Raw genomic sequence first — 24,271 nt, 5'->3', positions numbered from 1 at the left:
CCAGCCGCGGATGCGATTTGTGGGTAATTGAAAGGTTAATGAACCGATTACGCAAGAACAGCCAGTCGAATCGGTCGCAGAAGGGTGCGGCGACGCAGGCAGTGCTGATGAGCGTGTTCCGCACGTTGAAGCTACGCGCGTTGAGTCCGACGGAAACGCTCGCTCACGCCCTGCGTCATCTGCTGCAACACAATGAACTTCCCCCGCTGCCCGGCCGAGCCGTGGCAGGTGGGTGAAGAGTTACCTTTGATTTAATTGGAATGACACAGGCGATCGGCTGACCGAACTCGAGGGTTGTGTCGATCGTGAACATCAACCGCGTCCCCTGGCGCTTGCAATGGATCGTTGGCTTGTCTGCCCTGTTAACATGGTCAAGCAGATAAGGCGATCCGACTTCGGCATCACCCAGTTCCAACTCGCCCTCCACGCTGGGCCATGCATCGTGGCTGAGATTGAATAGTGTCAACACGATCCGGTCAGCTAGACGCGTACAAAGCACCAATGGGTAGGTGCCGCCACGAATGGCGACTGGCACGTGGCCATCGGAAAGCCAGTGTAGAATCGCCTGAATCTGCTGCTGCCGATAGGGGTGCAGGAAGGCAGCGCCGAAACTGCTTGCCATCTCCAACGCCAAGACCGCCACTCGCCCACCGAGCCGATTGATGTATGTCGTGATCATGGGCGTGATGCGCTCGCGTTTATGATTGACGATCCAGCTCACCGGCCGTGCATGATCTGACGGCTGCATCGGGGCATATCGCCCATTGCCCAAAAGATCGGGCAAAGTCAGTGTGAGGTAGCGATCCGCCTCTCCACCGAACGCCGGGTCGACCAACGCCTCGGCAGCGGTGACTCGGCTATGGTTCAACGTCTCCAAGGGCTGTAGTTCCACGCCCAGCAGGTCACCGAACCCGCGTTCCTGCAGCGTGCGGGCTGCCACGGCATCGAGCAAAAGGCCCCTGCTCAGCATACTGGTAATCTGAGCATCGCTGAACGCGCCGATCATCTGCCCATCGGCCGCGACCAGTGGCGAATCGACAAAGGTGGTGGGAAAGCCCAGCCTGTTCAGCGCCGCTTCAAACCAATCGTCGCGCGGAATCAAGGCAGCGTAATCGTCGTCAGTCGAGACCGTTCTGTCATCGCTTGCGCGTTCGTGATGGAGCACGGTGACACCCATACGCGTGCTGGAGTGTACCGAGCACGGGCCCACCGCTTCGCGAAGCTTTTCAAGAAAGGATCGTTTTTCGTTGAGCATGCGAACAACGTGCGGGTCAATGGACATTGACGAGCCCATGTGGTCGAAAAGGTTCATGGTGACGCCATCGCAGCCACTGGCGATTGAAATGGCGATCTGCATGAAGGTAAACACCCGGCTCTTGGCATAGCCTGTAAAAGGCACGTTCTCCACTTCGGTCTGCTCGATCGTGCCGGCCGGCATGACGTGACGCGTCCGCAGGATCTGAGCCGCGCTTTCATACAACCCCTGAGATTCTTTTTCTGTGTAGTTGCCCAGCGTGGGTCGGCTGTAGATCGGCCCACGGTCGCCAGCAAGGGTTTTGGACAATGCCCGCCAATCGCGGCCATCGAGGCAATGATTGATCGGGCCACTGGACATCAGCCCCAACCGCGTCCGGGGCGACACCCGGTGTACCGCCTGCTCCAACAAACTGCAGAGTTCGCGCATGCTGTCCCGTTGCAAATCCAACCATGCCGTTCGCCAGGGATGCGGCTTGCCTGGCGCTAGCACATGGCTCACCAATTCGTTGCGTGTAATCTTGTCGAGATCCATCCGGTCAGCAAGGGCTCGCAGGTGGCCGTCGCAAAAGCAGGCAAAGCGGGCTGGCAAATGGTTGAACGTGCGGATGTCGTCTTCAATCCAAATGACATTGGGATTCAGGGACGCATACTGCTCCCAGATCGCGACAATATCCCGCTGGAAATGGGGACAGCGGGGGCACGCCTGCGCTCGACACTGGACCCCGTCATGGCCCACCATCCAACAATATTCCGGAAACACAGTACGCAGATCCCGCCCACGATCCAGGTGGCCTTGCGTCACCCAAGGATTGAGTGAGAATGCGACGCCTTCCGATTCCAGCCGTTGCTTCGCTTGTTCCAAGTAAGGCAAATATCTTTCGACCCAAGCCATAGTCGGTAAGCCCTGGCTAAACTCCTCCGAGTCGATCTTGAGAACGGCTTCATCCACAGGCGCTTCGCGACAGAAGCGAACCAGTTCCTCCAGCCGGTCGGCAAAGCACCAGGTGGGCAGCGTTCGGCGAAGGGCATACAGGCCATTCAATGATTTGGTGGAAGGCTGATTAGGCATGAGTTCTACGCTGACGGTGGAAGCTCAATAGAGCATTTGGTTTTGTTGCCATGTACCGACGATGACAACGGATTGTAAACAACAACTGTGTCTCAGCCGTCCAGCCATCGAAGGGATCGGCGGTCAGGCGGATTCGATATAAGCGGGGTTTACCACCGATGTCGCCGGTGGAAAGTCGCCGATAGCCGGAATCACTTCGACAGTATGTTGCTGGGATGCTTTTCGCGCCGCCAGGCACATTCCCACGGACAAAAGGCCGTCTTTAAGGTTGCCTTCCTCGTTCGGTTCGCCCTTCATGACACGGACGAATCGCTTGGCAAGCATCAGGTCACCTCCGCCATGACCGCCTTCTTCACGGCAATCTATTGTGTCGACGCGTGAGGAAGCGTGATCGATGATCTGCACGCGTCCCGTGGGTGTCCAATCCCAACTGAGTGTGGCGTTGTAACCCGTGACGATGGCACCCCGACGCGCAGCAGATCTCCTTGTGACGAAGTTTTGATCATATGAAACAATAATTCCGTTTTCGTACCACACGATGGCCGAGCCTGCATCCTGATTACGGATCGCGGCATGAAAGGCGCTGCCACGGTCCCCCAGGTTTTCCTCCGAGTTGGAGATGTCCTGCTCGTCTCCTGCCTTCAGGTGTCGATCAATATGTGAGGCCAGTTCCTCGTCAGAAGCCTCATCGCAAGACAGCGATTGGCCGGTCCCGAAGACGCGCTGGGTCATCATGGCGGCGACACGGACAGGTCGAGCATTCACGATCTGATTCAGGTAATCAAAGTCATGAGTGGCCTTTTGCAGCCATAAGCCCCCGACCATTTCGAATCGACGATACCAGCTTTGGAAATAAACACCGCCATACGGAACATTGTTAAACGCCTGGACCTGATTGATGACGCCCAGCCGGCCACTGCGCACCACCTCGTGCACGATCTTGAAAAGCGGCGTCACGCGCAATGGAAATGACACAACGACCTGGTTCTCCCGGCCAGCCCACGCCTTCGACAGCGCGTCGAGTTGCTCGGGGTTGATCGCGACTGGTTTTTCCAGGAACAACGGCTTGCCTGTCTTGGCCACCTTGATCGCCATCGGCGTATGCAGATGGCAACGCGTACCGATCACGAAACCATCGTAGTCGTCAGCCTCGTCAATAAGTGTTTGCGCGTTGTCGACGAATTTCACATGATCGTAGGCGATACCCGCTTCCGTCAGCCGTTGCTTCACCGTGAAAGAATCCGGGTCCGCTATGGCTTTGACTTCTACGCCAGCCTTTAAAAATTCACCGAGCATGCTGCACGCTCGCCCGCCTGCCCCAATAACTGCCAACTGCATGAACAACTCCTCGAACACAACCTCAGCTACTGCGTTAAGCCGGGCGTGATGGTTACAACACCAACGGTACTATCAACGGACGCCTTTCATGCCAAACAATCGTTCCGGATCCCGCAGTCGCGTGTTGCGGCCGGCGCGTCTTGCCGCTCAAGCGTAAATCCGCGATGTCCTGACAGCCGTGCATCAGGCTTGCCGACGTCGGCGGCTGAGCATCAGGAGCGAGCCGAGGCCCAGCGAGGCTGGCTCGGGAATCGTATGAACAGTGGCGAACACTTCGAAGCCATCAATGATGCGGTAATCGCTACTGCCAAGCACGAAGGACCGAACAACGTCGGTGCCATTGGCCGTCAGGTCGCCAGGGCTCCAGACCAGCTGGCTATAATTGGATGCATTTATCCGAGGACCGGCCCCTGAAGCAGTCCGACTCATCACGAGATAATTAGACACCAGACGCTTCGACGGCTCGATGCCTCCACCGTAGCTCCTATTGCTACCGGCCGGAGCGACCCAGTTGCCGGGCGGGAATCGCACCCGCTGATGATCGGTGCCTTTGCACGGCACACTCAGAAACTATGTCACCGGCTGCAAGGATGCGTGAGAGAGAATGATTACCACGATTAGCGGATTCCGGGCGAAGCCGAGAAGATGCCCGGCACAAAGGAGTCCGCCATGAGTCAATCCATCCCCCGCATCCCCGAGGATCAGCAGGCAATTGCGCCGTCGCGGCGTCGATTCACCGATGCCTTCAAACAGCAGGCGGCTCGACTGGTGCGCCCGGTCGGCGATGTCGGCGTCGCAGCAAAATAAGGGCGCCTGTGGAGACCAGCACGAGTGCGGAAGGCTCGGGGATGACGTTTCGCAGTGCCTGGAGGTATGCGCCATCCGGATCGCCGAGGGTTGGGGCGATGTATCCCCCTTCGCCGAACTCGTTCCACGCGTAGATCATAATGATGCGTTCGTCCGTCGCGAGGTGGGGGTTGGCGTCGAGCCAGTCGATGGCGTTTTGAAAGTGAGCGGCGAAGTTTTCAGGGGTTCGGCCCCAGTTTTCGCCGTCGATGTAGTACTCGGGGTTGTTGAAATACCAACTCGGATCGACATGAGGCCACGGCCGCGTATCGAAGCCCGACATGACCGTCGGGATGAACGCCTGCTCGCCGGGCACGATGTTGGCAGACTGGCTGTTCCAGAGGCCCGGGTCGGCCCAGGTGTCGCTCTCGCGCGGCGCGACGCCGTCCATGAGGTAGGTGAGGTTCTTGTAGGGATACGCCACTGCCTCACCAACCTCGTAGCCGGGCATGGCGGCGTACAGGGCGATATTGTCGAACCGGTCGGCTGCGCCCCGGGCATCGGAGGTCAACGCCACACCGTCGAGTCCGGCGGCCTGCGCGGCCTGTTGGATGTAGTCGAAGGGGATGTGCGGGTCGACCGGATTAAAGATATTCAACAGCGGCTTCCCGCCGACCTTCACGTGACGATCATGGTTGAAATAGGGCGTGAGCAAGTCGACGACTTCATGCCATTCGTTTTGCGCAATGGGCGTAACACTGTCGTTGTTGACCTGAATGCTGAACTCCATGCGATGGTTGTTGGACGCTTGGAGAAAGTTGGCCAGACCGCTGTTCATGCCGTTGCCGAGGGTGGGCTCGACGGCGCCGTTCCAGTACCAGTTGAACGTGAAAAAGGAGATGCCTGCGTCGGCGGCGAGGTCGATCTGCTTTTCCATCGCCTCAACCGTGTCGGCTCGCCAGAGCTCATTCATATAGGTCGCCCGGCGGTCGGGGAAGTCGTAGTACAGCTGATCGGTAACGAACGCGCCGCGGGCTTCCGGCGTGTCGTGGTACCAGCCTTCAAAGTAGAAAGCGCCGACCTTGGGCGGTGAGGCGACGGCGGCGGTCGTGGCGACCGAGATCGTGGCAATTGCCGCGACGGTCAAATACAGGGATCGGCAGCAGTTGCAGAAAAGGCGATGGAACATCATTCAACTCCCTCATGATCGTGTTTGAGCGACCTCGCGGCCCGACATTACGCATATCATTGGAGTGGACTTACGGACTGAAAAGGGCGTTGCTGCCACCGCCAAGAAAGCAACACTGTGAGCCACTGAAAATTCAGCGCCTTATTTGGTTGTTCAAGCTTCCGTCACTGGCTCTGGTTCATAGCGGTAGCTTCGCCGCGCCAGCGCTTCATGATCCGAGAGCCCGTGCTGTCCAAAGCCCGTCGCCACGGTTTCCCGCGGCGACGGGGTGTTCGCGTTGCACAACATGGGCACTCAACGCTTCCATTGCCGGCGCGTCGTCGTGCCAACAGAGTGTCAGGCTTGCCGGCGTCGGCGGCTGAGCATCAGGAGCGAGCCGAGGCCGAGCAGGCCAAGCGAGGCTGGCTCGGGAATCGCATGCACCGTGGCGAACACTTCAAAGCCGTCGATGGGGCGGCCAGCGGCACTCTCAAGGTTGAAGGAACGAGTGACCGTCGTGCCACTCAACGTCAGGTCGTCAGGGCTCCAGAGCAACTGGCTGTAATTGGCCGCATTAGATCGAGGCCCCCCCCCAGCACCCGACGACCCGAACACAAGATCATTAGACGTGCCCTCATTGCCCGGCGTGACCTCTAGCCAGCGGATGGTAGTGCCGGCGGGAGCGCCATCGCCAAAGGCCCAGATGCGGATGGAGTTGATCTCCAGACGCGTTTCCAGCCCCGGTAGCGTGGGGCCGTTGTATTCGGCAGTAATTGTTGCGGTGAAAGTGGCTGAATTGCCGGACCCAGACCCCTCACCACCTGACGTAAGCACGCGGTTCGGAAACGTTGGTCCGGCGGCACTCCAGAGCCCCGAAGTAACGTCGACCGTCAAGGTAAAGTCGCCTTGCGTGGTTGGCGTGTTGGCGCTTGTAACCGGTATCCATTGGTAAGTTGTGGGACTGGATCCCGGAACCGGATCATAGCCGTAGCCAAACGAGAACTCATCACTGCTGACGAGAGCCGCATCTGCGGACATCGGCGCTGCTGCGCCCACGCCAACCGCCATCACCAGGCCGAGTGCCATACCCGTTACGTTTCGCTGTTCTTTGTGTGCTACTGACATGATCGAATCTCCTCTAAATGGTTAAGCTTCTACTCACGGTGTCACGAAGACAACTTCGCTGCACCCAAATACTCAATGCTTCATCATCAATCTGTTGCCGCTTTTCAAAAGCGTTCAAGCGACATTCATTTTGTCATTACCATTGGCAGTGGCTCCTCATCTGTCTGTTGCGCAAAGAAACGTGAGCTTTCCTTGCGCATCTTCAGAAAATAGTTGCGATCAAAAAACATCCGCTTAGCCATTTCTGCCGTCCCGGCCGCCATAAGACCATCCGGATCAACACTGGCGGAAGGTCCGATTGCGTCGATGTAGTCGTCGTTCAGAAGCGTTGCCAGGCCCTTGCGTAAATGGGGCGCGAACTTGTCGAACACTCGTGAAAGGACACCGGTGATTATCAGGCGATCGGTCCCGATGAACTGCAGGTAAAATCCAAGGTGCTTGCCAAGGCATTCAGCCGCGTCGTTCAGAGCCGCGATCACCTCCGGATCTCCCTGCATCGCAGCCTTCATCAGCGCATCGGCATTAGGCAAATCCTTACGATTAAGCCGGTCGCATATTGCCCCGCCTCCAACATATGCTTCCAGACAGCCGCGTTTGCCGCACCGGCATTGCTTGCCGTCCTTTTCTACAACGATATGAGCCATGTCCCAGACGCCGCGATACCGCTTCCCCGGCTTATCGTTGTAGAAGAACACCTGACCGTCACACCCGGTCATCAGTGAAATGCCCTGGTCCCAATTGATGACCGTGACCGTTTCGCCCGGCCAGAGCTGCGATTCACCAAACCAATGGCCGAACTGCGCATGAACCATGCAGTCGAGGCCATACCGCTCCGCCAGATGACGCTCAAAGTCCAGGCCGACAAGCACTGGGGCGTTGACGCATTTGAGCAACCGGCCGGTATCCGCGTCCATATGGCCGGGCATGCCGACGTATGCAAATCGAACATGCTTTTGGGTGGTAGATGCATAGTTCATCGCCTTCTGGACATATGCATCAATGATCTCGAGAACCTCCCCCTGCGACTTCACATCCTGAACATCGCGTCGTTCGTATATCTTCGACTTGCCGTTGTAATCGGCCAGGCACATGATGAATTCTGGGCCATACCACACCATGCCTAGAAACAGGTTGACTTCGGCGTCAATCTGCCACGTCGCATAAGGCCTCCCGCCCCCCTCGGGCAAACGCCGACTCGCCCGCTTGATCAATCCCTCGTATCGAAGCCGCTTCAAATGCATGGCGGCGAAAGGCTGGGTCGCATTACATTTCTGAGCCACGTCCTTCTGTGACATATTGCCATGCTTGTCCAATAGCTTCAGGACGCGCAGCGAACTCTGCAGGTCTTTCCCTTTATATCGGGTCTTGAGGTAGTCCGGCAGTGCAGCTGAGGTGGTTGTATTCGCTTGCTCTTTCATGACACCCTCAAAAGACGACTTACCCAATGTCCATGATGCTCGTCTTGCTTATGGCGCATCCCACTCGAAGACCCGGACCTGATGTGATTCAAAGCTCAGTGAAAGTTGTCCGTCCTTGACCGCCACGGCTTCGCCGCTTTCACGGGCATGAATCGTATCGACACCGAACTGGGAAAGGTTGATGGTGGCCGATACCGGATCAATCTGCGTATTGATCACTGCCATCACACGTCGACCGTCCACCTCGCGGGTCCAGGCGAGCAGTGGTTCGTCCAGTTCAAGCACGTCCGCGTCCGCCTTGGGCTGTACCAGATAAGGCTGCAGCGAGTCGAGCTCATGCGAGGTGCGTACGATACCATCCCACACGGCCGGGGCATCCAGCCGAATGTTGTATGCCGTGGGCGTCGTGAAGTACCAGAAGAAAATGCCCTGCACGTCATACGCCAGCGCGGTATATGCCATACAACGTGTTTCTTCATACGTTGGCCGGCTGGGCGGGCCGAGCTTCTCCACCGCGGCGTCGAAGTCTTTGCCATATTCCTGAAACCTCGGGTCGAACATTTGGAGGATTGCCCATTGCGGATGCCCCTCCGGCAGGTTGGCTCGCGCGGTTCCGATGCCCTGCGGCATGCTGTACATCTTGCGGCTGTCCAGCGGGTCGCCGATGTCATGCCAGAACGGCCCGAGCACATACGTCATGGGCATGAAGACATCGCTTTTGTGACCGAACTGGTCAATGGTGTGCGACACGAGCGTATGCGTCGTATGCGGATCGGTCGCTTTCATCTCCTCCCGCAACAGATCGATGCAGGTCGGGCTGTAGCCGTATAGCTCGGGCTCGTCCCCCAGATACCAGGCTACTAGTGCCGGGTGCTGCATGAATCGGCCGACCCATCGTTGCAGGTCCAGGTCATACGAGTCCTGATAGCCCCACCCGGAGTTGTGGCGAAGCATGACACGAATACCGTGCTCATGCGCCTTGTTGAGGTGACGGTACGACCGTTCCGCATCTTCAACCGAGTGGTAGCTGAAGGCCATATTGAGGCCTGCTTCGATATACCCCGTGAAATCCGTCATGCTGTTGGACGGCTCACCAAAGGCGCCGATGGGAAAGAACGGTTCGTCATCAATAACCATGATGCCGCCGTCGCCGATCTGCGAGCGAGACCCGGGCGTCGTGTTGTTGAGAATGCCCTCGGCGTCCGCGACCTGGTCGCCGGAGGCATAAACCTCAACTTTGAGTTCGTGAATGCCCGGCTCAAGATCGTTCGCTGGCCGGAACGTAACATGCTCTGCGTTCGAACCCGTTTGCTCAGCCTCGACATCGTTTACCCAGGCTCGGACGACAAAGTCCGGATCGTTGGGGCTGACTTTCACATCGAACGTCCGCCGTGCCCCCTCCGCCCAGACGTACCCGAGCGGCTGTACCGCAGGCGGCCAGGTTGAAGCCGATTCCGACACTACGAAACGATGCGGATCGCTCGGGCCACCCTTGAACCCAACCCGACTCGGGTACCAGGGACGGACACGCCAATGCCATTCGCCCGGATCAAGCCCCATGGGCGGCCGTGCAGACAACTCGTTTGTGTACACATAGGTGAGAGTTGAACTGTCGAAGTCCGGCGTTGGCGAAAGCTCCAATCGGTATCGTGCGTAATTGTCATTCACATCCCATCGCAGTTCCGGTCGGCGCTCATCGACCGTGGCGTCGTTCGCTGGGTGCAACGCACTGAACGGCTCAACGGCAGCATAAACCCGCAGGTTGTCATAATAGACCTCGCCGGTGCCTTCAAGCCCGAGCAGCAGATCGAGGTATACGGCATTCTCGGGCACGGGGTTGCGAAGCTCGAAGCTTCGTTCTTGCCAATCGTTCGTGCCGTAAAGGCCCACGGGGAACGTCCCGCCGTCGACATAGTGACCGTTGTGGTCCGCGAACTGCGCAAAAACCACGGCCCCGCGGCTATTGCGAAGCGCGCTGTCCCGCTCGACGTTGACTGTCCGTGTTTCATAACGGATTGTATAAATCCTGCCGACCTTCACAGGGATGTTGATCCGCGCGTATTGCGTGTCGCCCCTCGGCTGAGGGATGACCAGCGACTGGGACTGGCGCTCCTCGTCGCGATGAAGATTCGCATGGCCCGGCAACCGCCAATCGCGGTTATTGACCAGTGCACCAAGATCCGACTCGAAATCCTCCGCGTAAATCAAACTCCGCTTTTCGTCCGCCGCCAATGCCGGAGACACAGCGAACCCCAGGACGACACCAGCGATCAACATCAGAACACATTGACGATTCATTACATACCTCAGTTAGGGCAGCGACGGAACTTTATACATCGCCAGATGAGCGGAGCGAAAGCACGACAGATATCGACTCAGGTAACAGCGACATCGGTGTTCACCAATGGCTGCCGACCAGGAACAGTGACGTGTCAGGATCGAAGTAATAGGACGCCTGCTTTGGAATCGTTAAAGCGCGACCATCCGCAAACCCCCATACGTTCCCATCGTTGTGCAAATTCAGGAGACCATACGAGAGGGGCTGGGCGTCGATATCCCACGCCGCGATCGTCAATTGACGACCCTCGGAGAAAGTCGGTATTCGTGACGGATCCCGCAAGTCGTCCTGCGACGTCGTTGGATAAGCGGCGGCGCCGCCTGGCCATACACCGCCAGCTTTGTCGAGACTGCGGTTGTAGGCGTATGTCATTCCACGAACCATCTGAATGGGGTCCCTTGGGTCCGATGGGCAGCGCGAAAACCCGCTGGGCAATCCGTAATCCCGCGCCAGAGTCTGCCCCCAGTGAAATTGCCTGCCCACCGGCTCCCAATTCATGCTCCAGCCAGAGTACGGATAACGACCATCCCAATCGTTCGCATAAAGGGTGAGCGTCAAATTCAGCGTACGAACCGCCGAAAGGCACGTTGTCCGTCGCGCGGCTTCCCTGGCAGCACCCAGCGCCGGCAGCAAAATAGCAATCAGCAGCGAGATGATGGAAATGACCACCAAAAGCTCGATCAGCGTAAACGCGCGAGCACAACGGTTTGGAGACGTCATTGGATTACACATCGCTCATTCCCTTTCGCGAGAGCCCGGTGGTTGTTCTTCACGACCAGTGCCTGGCAAAACCAGAGTTGGCCCCACTTACTTCCAACTGGCCGAGTTCGGATCAGTGGTCGGTCTTAAAAGGCCTGTGCATGGCCGAATCGAAACGTTGACAAGTGATAAATAACGAATGTAGTATAACTCACGTCGATGCACTGTCAAGGGTTTTCTTTCCCAAGGGCGAGGCGGATGCCTGGAACGCGTGAATGGCGCATGTCGGCTCTGGAGGCGTCTTTATGCCAAACGTCCTGTCCTGATGGTGCCTGAATTGCGTCGTTGATACCGCCTTGTCCCTGCTCATGTTGATCTCTTACGGAAGCACGCGCCATGGTTCAAAACTCTTTGCCCGCTAACGACCCAGCCGGAATCACAATGGACACGGAAGAGAAGTCCACCAACTCCGCTCCCGTGCCAGGTCCTTTCGAGGTCACCGAGGCGGATCGTCAAGCTTTCGCCCAGCACCTGCGCAGCTTTGTTCCGCCCAAGGTGTTCGACACCCATGGCCACATCTATCGCTGTGCGGATGGCCAAGGTCTTGAAGTCATCCGCCGAGGCCCGGCAGTGGTCGATCTGGCCACCTATCGCCAGGAGATTGGGAAGTGGATGGGCGACCGCGCCCCGCGCGCAGGCCTGTTCTTTCCGACCCCTTTTCCCAAGGTTGATGTCGACGCAGCCAACGACTTTCTAGCCAATGACCTGCTTGGCGCTGACCGCCGATTGCCGTACGCCAGCGCGGCGTTGATGCTCCTGCGCCCGCAGGACGACCCTAATGTTGTTGAAGCCCGGCTGAATCGTGAGCCCTGGTCTGGCTTCAAGGTTTATCACATTTATGCCAACCGCTCCGACACGATGTTCGCCGACACGAGCGAGTTCCTTCCCGAATGGGTGTGGGAACTTGCCGATGCGCGCAGCCTGGCGATCATGCTGCACATGGTTCGCCCGCGGGCCATGGCCGACCCCGACAACCAGCGTTACATTATCGATCACTGCCGCCGTTATCCGCAGGCGAAGCTGATCCTCGCTCATTCCGCTCGCAGCTTCTGTGGCCATCACAACGTCGAATCGGTGGATGTGCTGCGCGGCTTGGACAACGTGTGGTTTGAGAACTCCGCCACATGCGAACCAGAAGCAATGGCAATCCTGCTTCAGCGATGGGGGGTGTCGCGATGCTGTTTCGGCGCCGACTTTCCGGTCTGTCAGTTCCGCGGTAAATGTGTGAGCATCGGTGACAGCTTCCACTGGCTCGATCAACAGAATACGGACTGGTCCAGTTCGTATGGCCCGCCACGACTGGTCGGACACGAGTCACTGCTGGGATTGCGCGACGCCTGCAGGCTGGCGCGTTGCAGCGATGCCGACATTGAAGCCATCTTCTGGCATAACCCACGACGTATGCTCGGACTCGAACAACCACCAGCCGCTGGCGAGGGCAAGGGTGAAAAGCTTTACGAAGAGGCCAAACGCCAGATCCCCGGCGGTGTGCAATTACTCTCCAAGCGACCGGAGTGCTTCGCCCCCGCCAAATGGCCTGCCTATGCCAGCGAAGCGCATGGCGTCGAGGTCGTCGACCTCGACGGCCGACGCTACCTGGACATGAGTCAGTGCGGCATCGGCAGTTGCTTACTCGGCTATAACCACCCGCGCGTGACCGACGCCGTCATCCGTCGAATCCAACTCGGCTCGATGTCTACGCTCAACAGCCCGGACGAGGTGGAAGTCACACGCCGGCTCCTCGAACGGCACCCATGGGCCACGCAGGCACGCTACACGCGATCAGGCGGTGAAGCGATGGCGGTGGCTGTACGCATCGCCCGGGCCGCCACCCGGCGTGACATTGTGGCCATCTGTGGTTATCACGGCTGGAGCGACTGGTACCTCGCGGCCAATCTCGGCGAAGCCGACGCATTGGGTGGTCACCTGCTGCCCGGTCTGTCGCCGGCCGGCGTGCCTCGCAGCCTCGCCGGTACCATCCTGCCATTTCGCTACAACCAGCTTGACGAATTGACCGCCATCATCAGCAAGCACGGGCAACGTCTCGCTGCCGTGGTCATGGAGCCGACCCGCACCGTTGATCCCGCGCCGGGTTTTCTCGAAGGTGTCCGCGATGCTTGCAGTCAGTGCGGCGCAGCGATGGTATTCGACGAAATCACCACAGGCTTCCGCTTTTACCCTGGCGGCGGGGCTCACCTGCGTTATGGCGTCGAGCCGGATATTGCAGTTTATGCAAAGGCGCTGGGCAACGGCCATCCCATCGGCGCAATCATCGGCCGTAATCAGATGATGCAGGCGGCGCAGGAGAGTTTCATTTCCAGCACGTACTGGACAGAGGGCGTGGGCTTCGCCGCTGCGCTGGCCACGCTGGACGTCATGAAAGAGTGCGACGTGCCGCAGCATGTGGCAAAGATGGGTGAGCAGTTTAAAGCAGGGGTCGCCGAACTTGCCCGCCGTTGTTGCGTGCCGCTAATCGCTTCCGGTCACCCGTCACTGGCCAGCATTCGCGTTGATCACCCTGATGCCGATGCTTTGATGACGCTATTCATCACTCGCCTGCTTGATCACCGCGTCCTTGCAGGCTCGGCGTTTTATCCGACGCTTGCACATGAACCGCGACACGTCGAGCGATACCTGCACGCGGCGGAAGCCGTGCTTCCCGAACTCGCCGAGGCTGCCGATCGTGGCGACTCTGTCGATCGCCTGGGTGGGCAGGCATATGTTCGTCAGACTGGCTTCGCTCGTTTGACATAAGCCCCCGACATTACGTTGGCGACACATTTTCGTGGTCGTCTACACGTGGTGCTTGCCATCGTTGGGTCACCACGAATCCAGGAACTGTTCGTCCTTAAATGTGTCAGCATGCAACCGAAGGAGAGACGCATGGAAACCACGCAGACGCTTCGGCACACCACCTGCAAAGATGTTGCCTTCGGGGACGACCACATGTCCGAAGGTTTTCTTGTGCCGCTCAATGACGGCAAGGTCATGATGATCTTCCGTCGCTCACCAGGCATCCGTGGCGATCATTCCGGAACCCCAGCCTGCGTCGCCCGCACCACCTACGATCCCAGCACCGATCGGTGGAGCAAGATCGATACGGTCTACAACAGTAACAGCTACGACGACCGCAACATTCATGGCGGCATCACCCGGGACGGACGAATTGTCGTCTTCTTTCGCTCATATAACGGAAGCACGGTTGGACGTTATTTTATCTACAGCGACGATCAGGGCGTGACGTGGTCTGACCTGCAGACTTCAAGCGTATTGGACGGTTGCCAGGGAACCGGCCAGATGTTTTTCAACCCCGCGATCAACAAGTACTGCACCCTTCAGTACACAGAGACACAGGTCGAAATCCTCTACAGCGACAACGGCAGTTCATGGGATCAGAGCAATATCATCCTCGAAGGCGCCGACTTCGAAGTTTCTGAAATTGCCGGCGCATGGTGCGGTGGCAATCGCATGGTCGCGTTGATGCGTGATGATCAACACAAGCTCGGCCACCCATTGCTGCAGGCAACAAGCTTGGACAACGGTAAAACATGGTCACAGTTGCAACCGACGAACATTCCACCCGACCGCCACTGGGGCTGCGCGCCACAATTGTATTACGATCAGAAGCGAGACATGATCATCGCGCTAAACAGCGACCGTTACACCCGGCCTGATGCTGAAAATGCCCTGTTCGTGTACACCGCGCGTTTTGATGACATACAGAATGCCCCGCAGAGTTGGACATTCCAACTTGATATTCCACGTCCGTGGGCCCAACCCGAACTCGCCAAAGATCGGCCTTTGAACGAAAGCCTGTATGGCTATCCGACCATTGCGCCAATCGATGAAGATCAATACCTCGTCGTCTTTACCGAACGCGCGCGCATGCACGGCACTGAGCAGGCCGACCTATACTACTTTCGCTTAATCTTATAGCACACGCAACTCGCCTGATCGTCGGTGACGCGACGTCGACAACGTGCAGATGGCTCTGCTCAATAGGCTCGAATACGCCGAGGTCATGGTCGTGTAGGGCGCCAGGGTGGAAGATCAGGATTACCCTGCACAAATCACGGGGAGAGCGTTGTCCGCTCGTTCTGGTGAGCAGGCATAGCGATTACCAGCATCCGATCCCATCGGTTCAACTGGATAACCGCGGCGACACGGCGGCGCTGACGACACATTTCCTTACTCTAAGCCACGATTGACGACTTTCCGTGCGCCGATGGGGCCCCTTGGGCAGAATGCCATGTCCATGCTGCTTGATTTCATCGATACTCCGCCGCAAGAGACAAGTGATGTCGATATTTGAGCAAAGTACGAACGGCCTCGGCTCACGACAACAGGAATGATCGATACATTACAGAAAGGTGGCGACCGTGATTTCAACTATCGCGTCCAGAGCGGCACACGACACGGGGAAACGCGCGTTTGCGCTTCTTTGCAGCCTGATCCTCGTAACGAATGCTGTGCAGGCCAGCCAAGATGGATGGTTCCCGGAAGACGGAACACTGTGGAAACTTGTGGACGGCGGTCTAGTTGATGCCGGGGCATTGATATTTGAAGACACCTTCGACGACACCATTGGCGCCGATTGGCAAACCGGCGGGACCCAGGTCTGGGAAGTAAAGGACGGAATGCTTCTCACGAAAGGGTACGGCGGACAGGCATTGTTAGGAATGAAGTTGGACGAAAACTATCTCATTGATTTAAGAATGAAAATCGTAGCCTCCGACCCTGAACGATCCGGCGGGTTTGCAGGGGTCTCCGTAGCGGGTATCCTCAGTACGATGCAACCCGACCGATGGTGGCAGCAGTACAGGCGAGAAGGCGCCGACAGGAATGAGGGCCACAGGATTGATACGAGGCTGGAAATTGACAAATGGTACGAGTTCCGCTTCGTCAAACGCGGCGATATCTTTGAATGGTTTGTAGACGGCCAGAAAATAGCGGACCTGATTAATCCGGGTGATATTATTGGCCCCGCCGGCAGGATGCAATTGCAGAGCTGGCGAATGAAGGCTGCCTATGACAGCGTGAGGATTTATTCCATTAACGATGACGTGGCGAACGCTGCCGAAGGCTACGTGAATGTCGTCCGTAACAGTTCTTTTGAGCGCTATGAAGTCGACCTGCCGCCATACTGGTTTCCAGGAACTCATTTGAACATAGGCCATACGTTCGGAAGTATGGAAAACTTCTGGCGAAGCTTTAAGGTTGACACCTCTGAGTCGTTTGATGGTTCCGCAGTACTTCGACTCAAGGGGGGAGACAAAGGGAACTTTGTGGTTTCGCACTGGACGAGTGTGCAGGCGAACAAGCCCTACACGCTTTCCGTGTATTTGAAATCGGATCAAGACAGCATGCCCGTATCGCTGGGGTTATGGGGGGTCGCCGATGGCAGGCGAGTGGTGGAAGTAGACACGGAATGGAATCGCTACAGCCTTCACGTGCCCAAGCTTGATGTCCGCCGATTGCGTGTCAGTATCACGCCGCAAGGCGAGGGCTATCTATGGGTTGATGCCGTTCAACTTGAAGAGGGTACGGAAGCGACGCCCTATCGACCGAACCCGCTGGACCAAACGAGATCGACAGCGGCTGAAAGCGACGAAGTGCCCGAGTATACGCTTTTACGTGTCGACAAGGCGCCGATGCTCGGCGAAAGAATGGATGAGCCGATGTGGAACGAACGAGTCGAGCTTGATGCCTCGATGATTCCCGCGTCAATCCCGCAGATAGCTGACGATGTTGCTGTAAAAGTAGCCGTGCTCGATGCTTCAGGCAATAAGTTGCTGCGCGAGGTTCGTAGGCGTGTAACGGTGGATTCCTCCATGCGTGCAATCGCCGACCGGTCATATTACACGGACGAAGAGCACGCATATCTTCATGCGCGGCTGGGGTTTGCGGATGATGTATTGAAAAAAACCGTCATTAGATGGCAATTGAAGAACGATGACGATGTAATTAAAGAAGCTGATGTGCGAACCGACCACAGGGATCAGATTCTAAAGGTGTCTCTGCATGACATTCCAGTGGGGCAGTATGAGTTTGTGATGACGCTTTTGGATGACAACGGAGAAGTAGTGGCGTCAGCGGACGACGTGGTTGTAAAACTCGAACCCGCTCCGACTGAAGTCAAGATAGACCGTGTCAGGCGCGTTGTGCTCGTGGACGGTGAGCCGTTTTATGTGTTTGCGCCACTTCAGGTCTTTCATGTTCCTAACGGGCATCCTTATGGCGAATACGACAAAGTGATTGATCGGCAAATGGCCTGGTGGGCGGAACATGGTTTCAAGACGCTTCACGTCGGAGCCAATGTTGGGTGGGAGTGGTCTGATCGCATCTGGCGCGCCGTTTTTGAGTCGGCGGACAGGCACGGCCTGAAAGTGATTGCATTCTGGACATCTTATGCGTACGACGCGGGAGACGGGCCCCTCATCGCAAATCACGAGGAACTCGAGCGGCAGATATTGAAATGGAAGGATGAGGCCTCCTTGCTTGCGTGGATGCCTGCCGATGAACCGGAGATCAAGGGCAGCTATGGTGTAACGCCCGAAATGGTTGCAGAGGCCGTGCAGAAGGTGAGGGAACTCGATCCGTACCGCCCTGTCTATGTGAATTATACGCAGTTTGGCCCGGTAAGTTGTTACGCGGGATTGCCGGGAGACATATTGTCGCTGGACTATTATTTGACCTCGGTCGAAGGAAGAACGATAGAGCAGACTCTCCATTATGTTGACGTGATGGAGGAGATTTCATCGCAGATGCGAACACCCACGTGGAATTACATTGTGGGGAACAACCTCAATAATCATCATCGTGAAGCGTCAGCCGGCGAGCAAGTGGCACAGACCTATGCGAATGTCATCAAGGGTGTTAGCGGCCTGAAGTACTTCTACGGCCAGGTAATTGGTCGTCAGCACTGGTATGCGTATAAACAGCTCAACGAAGAGATACAGCAGTTGACGCCAATCATCTTTTCGGGCGACACAATTGACAATTATGGCGTGTATCCTTCAACAATTCTGTCTACAGCGCGAAGGCACCAAGGCAAAACGTACGTGATGGCCGTTAACATCCGTGCCGAAGCAATCGGCGCGGCCATTGATCTGTCCGATTTGGGCGAGATACGATCGGTGAATGTATTGTTCGAAGACAGAACGTTGCAAGTTGAAGGCGGATTGCTGAAAGACAATTTTGAGCCTTATCAAAGGCACGTGTATGAGATAGTTCATCAGGTGCAACGCGAGGCGGATCTGTGATACCTTTGTCTGATTCGCAGGTCAGTTCTTCTGGCGGGTTTGGTTCTGGCGGGTTTGGTAATGACACAGGTCCACAATTGCACAACCGACTGTGAGCCGCTTCATAGCGGCCTTGGCCTCTTCTACCTCCGCGGCTGACGGATCCGGCGGTATGGCGCGCAAATAGTCTGCTGGCAGGCCATACCGCTGTCGGTGGAGTTGAGCTGCGTTGGCCCACGACTGGCGGATCCGGGGGGAGCCGGGAAGATGCCCGGCACAATGGAGTCCGCAATGAGTCAATCCATCCCCCGCATCCCCGATGATCAGCAGTCGATTGCGCCGTCGCGTCGTCGATATACCGACGCGTTCAAGCAGCAGGCGGCTCGCCTGGTGACGCACGAGCGTTGCACCGTCGCCGCCGCGGCTGAGGCGGTGCGGGCCATCGTAAACGCCTGCGCACCACCAACAGCCTCGAACGCCTGAACAAGGAGATCCTGCGTCGAACCCGCGTTGCCACGCTGTTCCCCAACGAGGCGTCCCTGTTGCGACTGGCCTCCGCCGTGCTCAGTAAGATCAGCGACGATTGGGAAACCGCCCGCGCCTACCTCACCATGGAAGCCTGATGACCCGCCCTAGGAACGGCGATTTACAGAAAAGAAGTTGCTTTATCCGACCGCGCCAACCGACGCAACGCGCGAAGCTCCAGCGTCAGGCGCAGTTCCATCACTTCGGCTAGGTCCGCCTGCTCAAGGACCGGCACGAAATAACCGCCCCGCGGGCTCCCGGCGTCAGCAGGCCCTCATGCGCCAGCAACACCAAGGCTTCCCGCAACGCGCCACGATGTACCGACAGCCGCTCGGCCCACTCTGCCTCGCCCAGCCGAATGCCCGGCCGCATCCCGCCATGCGGGGCTATAACGAAAAGCTGTGGATGAGGAAATGAAAAAGGCGGCGTACCTTGGATGTGTTGCAAGCATCCACAAGGCCCGACACGGGCAGGAGTACGCCACCATGACAGACGCTACCACCGAATCGTTTGCGTTTCCAACGTCGCCCGATCCCGCCAGCGACGATCCGCTCACCGCCATCCTCCGCCAGGGTACTCGTCGCCACGCTCACGATGGTCTTCTAACTGGCCGAGTCGGCGGAGAAGCGCTTCCGTCGACTGAACGGTCACGAGTTGATCGGCGACGTGATCGCCGGCATCCTTTTCACTGATGGAGAGAAACAAGCCGCCGCCTGATCATGGGTTCATCCACAGAAATTGACCGTTGCCCCGCTATGCGGCAACAGCGATCGTAGATGACGGTAAGCCTGCTCACGTTGTAATGACTGTTTCATATTAACGGTCAAATAGTACTGTTTTTGTCGACAAAATGAAACTCCCTTGTTGCTCTTTTCACAAACTCAGGATCGTCCGCTTCACGGAACCGCTCAATCAGCCTGGGACAGGCACCCGGATAAGTCACAATCAGCATCTGATCGACCGAACCAGCGTTCAGCCAGCATCTCCTCGTAGTCGTCGAGGCTCTTCCCCCTTGTGTCTTCTCCTGATACATTGTTTCTTATGGACGAACGGATCATCGGCAGCAACATTCGAACCCTCCGCGAACACGCGGGACTGACCCTCACTGCCCTGGCGGCGGAAGCCGACCTGTCCAAGAGCACGTTATCCAAGATTGAAACGGGGCAGGTCTCCGCGCCGATCTCCACGCTGCTGCGCATTGCCGAGGCATTACACCTACCCCTGGCCGAGTTTTTCAGTGAGCCGGGTGTCGATCCGCCGTATGTGCTGACGCGCAAGGGCGCGGGCCCGATCATCACGCGCGATGGCTCGCGGTTCGGCTACGCCTATGAGGCGCTGGCGCCGGAGATGCCTCGCAAGCGGGCCGAGCCGTTCCTGCTGACCATTCAGCCGGGCGATCCGGTCGGTGAGTTTCGCCACGGCGGGCAGGAGTTCATCTACATGCTCGCCGGCCGACTGGCGTTTACCGTTGGCAACGACGAACTGGTGCTTCGGCCGGGCGACGCACTTTATTTCAACCCCCGGCAGGTCCACACCACGCGCGTGGTCAGCAAAACGCCGGCCCGCTTTCTGTGCCTCTTTATCCAGGACGAAGCGGCCGCCCATCACAGTGCCGCCCCCTCTGCCCCCTCCAGGAGTCGACCATGATCCCGCTTGACCTGTCTAACCAGACCGCCATCATCACCGGCGCCAGCCAGGGGCTCGGCGCCGCGACAAGTCGCCGACTGCATCAGGCCGGCGCAAATGTGGTCGTGAATTACTTTCCTGACGTGGCAGGCCAGTCGAAGCAGGACGCGGACCGTCTCGTGGCCGAGCTGGGCGACGACCGGGCGCTCGCCCTGCCGGCCGACGTGCGCGACCTCGGGCAACTCGAGCAGCTCGCGGAGCAGGCGCAGCGTCATTTCGGGTCGCTGCACATCCTCGTGAACAACGCAGCCATTCTGCGTGACCGCACTCTCCGGAAGATGAGCGAAGACGAATGGCAGACGGTGATCGACACCAACCTCACCGGCGTGTTCCGGGCCTGCAAGGCAGTGATCGATCGTATGGAAGAGGGCGGGCGGATCGTCAGCATCGCCTCAATCGCTGCAGCGGTCGGGTTCTTCGGCCAGAGCAATTACGCGGCCGCCAAAGCCGGCGTCGCCGCCATGACGCGCGTGCTCAGCCGGGAACTGGCCAGCCGCCAGATCACCGTCAACGCTGTGGCGCCGGGCGTCGTGCTCACCGCGATGGGCAAGAGCATTCCCGAGGAAGTGCGTCAGCAGATGATCAACCAGGTGCCCCTGCGCCGTTTCGGCGAACCGGACGATATTGCCAACACCATCGCCTTCCTGTGCAGCGATCTGGCGAGCTACATCACCGGCCAGACGCTTCACGTCAACGGCGGTTGGTGGGGCTGATGCATCAACCGTTTCAAGGAGGCCCGCGTGCGACGCGATCACACCCGCTGTACCGCCGATGAAGCCATCGCCCTCATCGCCGACGATCAGACCATCGCGTGTGGCGGCTTTGTCGGGGCCACGCACCCCGAAGGCCTCACCGCCGCCCTCGAACGGCGCTTTCTGGCGACCGGTCAGCCGCGCGATCTCACGCTCGTTTATGCCGCCGGCCAAGGCGACGGCAAGCAGCGCGGGCTGAATCACCTCGGACACGAAGGCCTGGTGCGGCGCGTCGTCGGCGGACACTGGGGCTTAGCGCCCCGGCTCGGGCAACTCGCGCTGGCAAACAAGATCGAGGCCTACAACTTTCCCCAAGGCGTGATCTGTCAGCTATTCCGCGACATTGCCGCCGGCCGACCGGGCTGCATCACGCACGTCGGCCTCGACACGTTTATGGACCCGATCCACCAGGGCGGCCGACTCAACGACCGCACCGCCCCCGGCGCGGTCGAGCGGGTGACACTCGGCGATCGCACGTGGCTTTGGTACAAGGCGTTTCCCATCCACGTAGGACTCATCCGCGCCAGCGTCGCCGACCCGCACGGCAACCTGTTGATGAACGAGGAAGTCATCATCGGCGAAGGGCTCGCCATCGCCCAGGCGGTGCACAACAGCGGCGGGCGCGTCATCGCCCAGGTGGCGAAGCGGCTCGATGCCCCCGCACCGCCGCACCAGGTTGCCGTGCCGGGCGTGCTGGTCGACGCCGTTGTGCAGGCGCGGCCGGAGGAGCATGAGCAGACGTTCGCCGAGCCATTCAATCGCGCCTATGTATCGCCCGCCCCGCTGACGGATGATGGCAGCGAACTTGAACCCCTGGAGGCCGGGGCGCGACGGATCATCGCCGCCCGCGCCTGCAATGAAGTGCCCGCCGGGGCGATTGCGAACCTGGGAATCGGCATGCCCGAAGGCATCGCGCGCATCGCGGCCGAGCGCGGCTGGCTTGATCGCTTTACGCTCACCGTTGAGAGTGGCCCGATCGGCGGCATGCCGGCGGGCGGTTTGAGTTTTGGTGCGTCCGTTTACCCGCAGGCCATCATCGACCAGCCGGCCCAGTTCGACCTGTACGATGGCCGGGCGCTCGACTTTGCGGCGCTGGGAGCGGCGCAGATCGATCGCCACGGCAATGTGAATGTGTCACGCTTTGGCACGCGCCTGGCGGGCATCGGCGGCTTTGCGAACATCACGCAGACCGCCCGCCGTCTCGTGTTTTGCGGCACGTTCACCGCTGGCGGACTGGAGGTGGACGTGGTCGACGGGCAGTTGCGCATTGTTCGCGAAGGCCGGTGTCCGAAGTTCGTGGAGGATGTCGAGCAGCTTTCGTTCAGCGCCCGTCGTTCGCGCGAGGTGGGACAGGAAGTGCTGTTTGTCACTGAGCGGGCCGTGTTTCGCCTGATCGACGTGGGACTTGAACTGATCGAACTCGCGCCCGGCATAAATCTGGACCGCGACGTGTGCGCCCAGATGGCCTTTATGCCCATCGTCCGCAATGTGAAGCCGATGCCTGCCCACGTGTTCGAACCCTTTTGCCCCCTGCGGCAAGCCACGACAGAAGAGGTCTGATCCATGCCAAGCATTGTTATTGTTGCTGCGAAACGCACGGTCCAGGGCCGATTCCTCGGCTCGCTCGCGAAACAGTCGGCGGTCGACCTCGCGGTTGCCGCCGGCCGAGCGACGCTGGAGGGGATCGACCCTGCCCACATCGATCAGGTGATTGTGGGCAATGTGCTCGCCGCGGGACAGGGCATGAACATCGCCCGGCAGATCGGTGTGAAGCTGAACATACCGATCGACAAGCCCGCGTTCACAGTCAACATGATGTGCGCCTCGGGCCTGCAGGCCGTAATGCTCGCCGCTCAGGCCGTGCGTGCCGGCGAAGCTGGTGCGGTGCTGTGCGGCGGCACGGAATCGATGTCCAATGCCCCGTACCTGCTCGACCGTGCCCGGCGGGGTTACAAACTGGGCGACGGCGTGCTCGTGGACTGCTTATTACGCGACGGGCTGGTCGACAGCTTTGATGATGAACACATGGGCCTCAACACCGAACGACTGGCCGACGAATACAAGCTCTCGCGCGAGCAGCAGGATGCGTTTGCCGTGCAAAGCCAGTCGCGCTACCAGCAGGCGCACCAGGAAGACGTCTTTGCGAACGAACGGGTCAGCGTCGCTGGCCTGGCGCACGACGAGCACCCGCGCGCCGACACGACCGCGCAGGCTTTGGCCCAGTTGAAGCCTGCCTTTCGGGCAGACGGCAGTGTAACGGCAGGCAATGCGGCGGGCATCAACGACGGTGCCGCCATGCTGTTGGTCTGCGATGACACAACTGCCCAGGGGCATGGCTGGCAGCCCCTGGCCCGACTCGTCGGCTGGACCAGCGTCGGCTGTGACCCGCAGCGCATGGGGCTCGGACCCGTACACGCCACGCGTCAGCTGTGCGACCGTCACGGCTGGAACCTCAGTCGCTTCGACAGCATCGAACTCAACGAAGCCTTCGCCGCGCAGACGCTCGCCTGCCTGAATGAAATGAACCTCGCCCCTAACGCGCCGCACGTGAACGCAAGTGGCGGCGCCATCGCGATGGGCCACCCCATCGGCGCCAGCGGCGCCCGGCTCGTTGCGCACCTGTGTCACCGTCTCGCAGCGGGGCGGGCCCGGCACGGCCTGGCAACCCTGTGCGTCGGCGGAGGCATGGGGGTTGCCGCCGCACTGGACGCCGTGTGACAAGCGTTTAAGAAACAACGGAAATCCATGACAGGTCCGACCGCCCCGCCATATTTAAAGCTGCCATAGACCCCAATGATCAATCAGTCGT

The 24,271-nt window shown here is 58.8% G+C and carries 18 protein-coding genes; 10 read left to right on the top strand and 8 right to left on the bottom strand.

What is annotated here, in order from left to right; all coding sequences use genetic code 11:
- The first annotated feature begins 38 nt into the window (after positions 1-38).
- Positions 39-236: a hypothetical protein gene (locus tag ACERK3_18630; protein ID MFA9480294.1), complete on the top strand. Its 198-nt coding sequence runs from the start codon at positions 39-41 to the stop codon at positions 234-236.
- On the opposite strand, the gene ACERK3_18625 is transcribed toward ACERK3_18630, so the two are convergent.
- The 7 genes from ACERK3_18625 to ACERK3_18595 all read right to left on the bottom strand — a co-directional run bounded on the left by ACERK3_18625 (position 176) and on the right by ACERK3_18595 (position 11,219).
- On the bottom strand, positions 176-2,326 hold the full coding sequence (locus ACERK3_18625) for a hypothetical protein (protein MFA9480293.1): 2,151 nt from the start codon (positions 2,324-2,326) through the stop codon (positions 176-178). The genes ACERK3_18630 and ACERK3_18625 overlap by 61 nt on opposite strands.
- Before the next feature lie 123 nt (positions 2,327-2,449).
- Positions 2,450-3,664, bottom strand: coding sequence for a Gfo/Idh/MocA family protein (locus ACERK3_18620; GenBank protein MFA9480292.1), 1,215 nt, complete (start codon positions 3,662-3,664; stop codon positions 2,450-2,452).
- 745 nt (positions 3,665-4,409) lie between these two features.
- Positions 4,410-5,642, bottom strand: a complete 1,233-nt coding sequence (locus ACERK3_18615; GenBank protein ID MFA9480291.1) for a glycoside hydrolase family 99-like domain-containing protein — start codon at positions 5,640-5,642, stop codon at positions 4,410-4,412.
- Between the two features lie 333 nt (positions 5,643-5,975).
- The gene (locus ACERK3_18610) at positions 5,976-6,743 is read right to left on the bottom strand and encodes a PEP-CTERM sorting domain-containing protein (GenBank protein MFA9480290.1); all 768 of its coding nucleotides are present in this window, start codon (positions 6,741-6,743) and stop codon (positions 5,976-5,978) included.
- A 125-nt stretch (positions 6,744-6,868) separates the two neighbouring features.
- Positions 6,869-8,161 (bottom strand): ROK family transcriptional regulator, encoded by a 1,293-nt coding sequence (locus ACERK3_18605; protein ID MFA9480289.1) that lies wholly within the window; start codon positions 8,159-8,161, stop codon positions 6,869-6,871.
- A 48-nt stretch (positions 8,162-8,209) separates the two neighbouring features.
- On the bottom strand, positions 8,210-10,438 hold the full coding sequence (locus ACERK3_18600; GenBank protein MFA9480288.1) for a hypothetical protein: 2,229 nt from the start codon (positions 10,436-10,438) through the stop codon (positions 8,210-8,212).
- A 121-nt stretch (positions 10,439-10,559) separates the two neighbouring features.
- Positions 10,560-11,219: a type II secretion system protein gene (locus ACERK3_18595; GenBank protein ID MFA9480287.1), complete on the bottom strand. Its 660-nt coding sequence runs from the start codon at positions 11,217-11,219 to the stop codon at positions 10,560-10,562.
- Between the two features lie 420 nt (positions 11,220-11,639).
- Here ACERK3_18595 and ACERK3_18590 point away from each other — a divergent pair, with 420 nt between their 5' ends.
- The 5 genes from ACERK3_18590 to ACERK3_18570 all read left to right on the top strand — a co-directional run bounded on the left by ACERK3_18590 (position 11,640) and on the right by ACERK3_18570 (position 19,122).
- Positions 11,640-14,012 carry an aminotransferase class III-fold pyridoxal phosphate-dependent enzyme gene (locus ACERK3_18590; protein ID MFA9480286.1) on the top strand — a complete coding sequence of 791 codons (2,373 nt, stop codon included), beginning with the start codon at positions 11,640-11,642 and terminating at the stop codon, positions 14,010-14,012.
- Between the two features lie 129 nt (positions 14,013-14,141).
- A complete protein-coding gene (locus ACERK3_18585) occupies positions 14,142-15,194 on the top strand; it encodes a sialidase family protein (protein ID MFA9480285.1) in 1,053 nt (350 codons plus the stop codon).
- A 443-nt stretch (positions 15,195-15,637) separates the two neighbouring features.
- A complete protein-coding gene (locus ACERK3_18580) occupies positions 15,638-18,520 on the top strand; it encodes a hypothetical protein (protein ID MFA9480284.1) in 2,883 nt (960 codons plus the stop codon).
- Positions 18,521-18,790: 270 nt separating this feature from the next.
- Positions 18,791-18,982 (top strand): hypothetical protein, encoded by a 192-nt coding sequence (locus ACERK3_18575; protein MFA9480283.1) that lies wholly within the window; start codon positions 18,791-18,793, stop codon positions 18,980-18,982.
- The gene (locus ACERK3_18570; protein ID MFA9480282.1) at positions 18,952-19,122 is read left to right on the top strand and encodes a transposase; all 171 of its coding nucleotides are present in this window, start codon (positions 18,952-18,954) and stop codon (positions 19,120-19,122) included. The genes ACERK3_18575 and ACERK3_18570 overlap by 31 nt, the downstream gene beginning before the upstream one ends.
- A 454-nt stretch (positions 19,123-19,576) precedes the next feature.
- Here ACERK3_18570 and ACERK3_18565 read toward each other — a convergent pair whose 3' ends face one another.
- Entirely contained in the window at positions 19,577-19,729 is a 153-nt protein-coding gene (locus ACERK3_18565) for a hypothetical protein (GenBank protein MFA9480281.1), read from the bottom strand.
- A gap of 336 nt (positions 19,730-20,065) precedes the next feature.
- Here ACERK3_18565 and ACERK3_18560 point away from each other — a divergent pair, with 336 nt between their 5' ends.
- From ACERK3_18560 to ACERK3_18545, 4 genes are read left to right on the top strand one after another with little or no spacing between them, the layout of a single operon-like run.
- Complete coding sequence (locus ACERK3_18560) at positions 20,066-20,671, top strand: helix-turn-helix domain-containing protein (GenBank protein MFA9480280.1); 606 nt, start codon at positions 20,066-20,068, stop codon at positions 20,669-20,671.
- Complete coding sequence (locus ACERK3_18555; protein MFA9480279.1) at positions 20,668-21,423, top strand: 3-oxoacyl-ACP reductase family protein; 756 nt, start codon at positions 20,668-20,670, stop codon at positions 21,421-21,423. Before ACERK3_18560 ends, ACERK3_18555 begins: the two co-directional genes overlap by 4 nt.
- Positions 21,424-21,450: 27 nt before the next feature.
- On the top strand, positions 21,451-23,022 hold the full coding sequence (locus ACERK3_18550; protein ID MFA9480278.1) for an acyl CoA:acetate/3-ketoacid CoA transferase: 1,572 nt from the start codon (positions 21,451-21,453) through the stop codon (positions 23,020-23,022).
- 3 nt (positions 23,023-23,025) lie between these two features.
- Positions 23,026-24,180 carry an acetyl-CoA C-acyltransferase gene (locus tag ACERK3_18545; GenBank protein ID MFA9480277.1) on the top strand — a complete coding sequence of 385 codons (1,155 nt, stop codon included), beginning with the start codon at positions 23,026-23,028 and terminating at the stop codon, positions 24,178-24,180.
- Positions 24,181-24,271: the final 91 nt, after the last annotated feature.

Source organism: Phycisphaerales bacterium AB-hyl4, assembly GCA_041821185.1.
GTDB classification, from domain to species: Bacteria; Planctomycetota; Phycisphaerae; order Phycisphaerales; family Phycisphaeraceae; genus Natronomicrosphaera; species Natronomicrosphaera hydrolytica.
The sequence above is the reverse complement of the archived record's forward strand: the minus strand, read 5'-3'. Positions and strand labels throughout refer to the sequence as shown.

Coding starts and splice junctions, on each gene's coding strand:
- ACERK3_18595 (MFA9480287.1), bottom strand. CDS start 11,219: ATGACGTCTCCAAACCGTTGTGCTCGCGCGTTTACGCTGATCGAGCTT.
- ACERK3_18575 (MFA9480283.1), top strand. CDS start 18,791: ATGAGTCAATCCATCCCCCGCATCCCCGATGATCAGCAGTCGATTGCG.
- ACERK3_18625 (MFA9480293.1), bottom strand. CDS start 2,326: ATGCCTAATCAGCCTTCCACCAAATCATTGAATGGCCTGTATGCCCTT.
- ACERK3_18615 (MFA9480291.1), bottom strand. CDS start 5,642: ATGATGTTCCATCGCCTTTTCTGCAACTGCTGCCGATCCCTGTATTTG.
- ACERK3_18605 (MFA9480289.1), bottom strand. CDS start 8,161: ATGAAAGAGCAAGCGAATACAACCACCTCAGCTGCACTGCCGGACTAC.
- ACERK3_18620 (MFA9480292.1), bottom strand. CDS start 3,664: ATGCAGTTGGCAGTTATTGGGGCAGGCGGGCGAGCGTGCAGCATGCTC.
- ACERK3_18545 (MFA9480277.1), top strand. CDS start 23,026: ATGCCAAGCATTGTTATTGTTGCTGCGAAACGCACGGTCCAGGGCCGA.
- ACERK3_18600 (MFA9480288.1), bottom strand. CDS start 10,438: ATGTTGATCGCTGGTGTCGTCCTGGGGTTCGCTGTGTCTCCGGCATTG.
- ACERK3_18630 (MFA9480294.1), top strand. CDS start 39: ATGAACCGATTACGCAAGAACAGCCAGTCGAATCGGTCGCAGAAGGGT.
- ACERK3_18585 (MFA9480285.1), top strand. CDS start 14,142: ATGGAAACCACGCAGACGCTTCGGCACACCACCTGCAAAGATGTTGCC.
- ACERK3_18560 (MFA9480280.1), top strand. CDS start 20,066: ATGGACGAACGGATCATCGGCAGCAACATTCGAACCCTCCGCGAACAC.
- ACERK3_18590 (MFA9480286.1), top strand. CDS start 11,640: ATGGACACGGAAGAGAAGTCCACCAACTCCGCTCCCGTGCCAGGTCCT.
- ACERK3_18555 (MFA9480279.1), top strand. CDS start 20,668: ATGATCCCGCTTGACCTGTCTAACCAGACCGCCATCATCACCGGCGCC.
- ACERK3_18610 (MFA9480290.1), bottom strand. CDS start 6,743: ATGTCAGTAGCACACAAAGAACAGCGAAACGTAACGGGTATGGCACTC.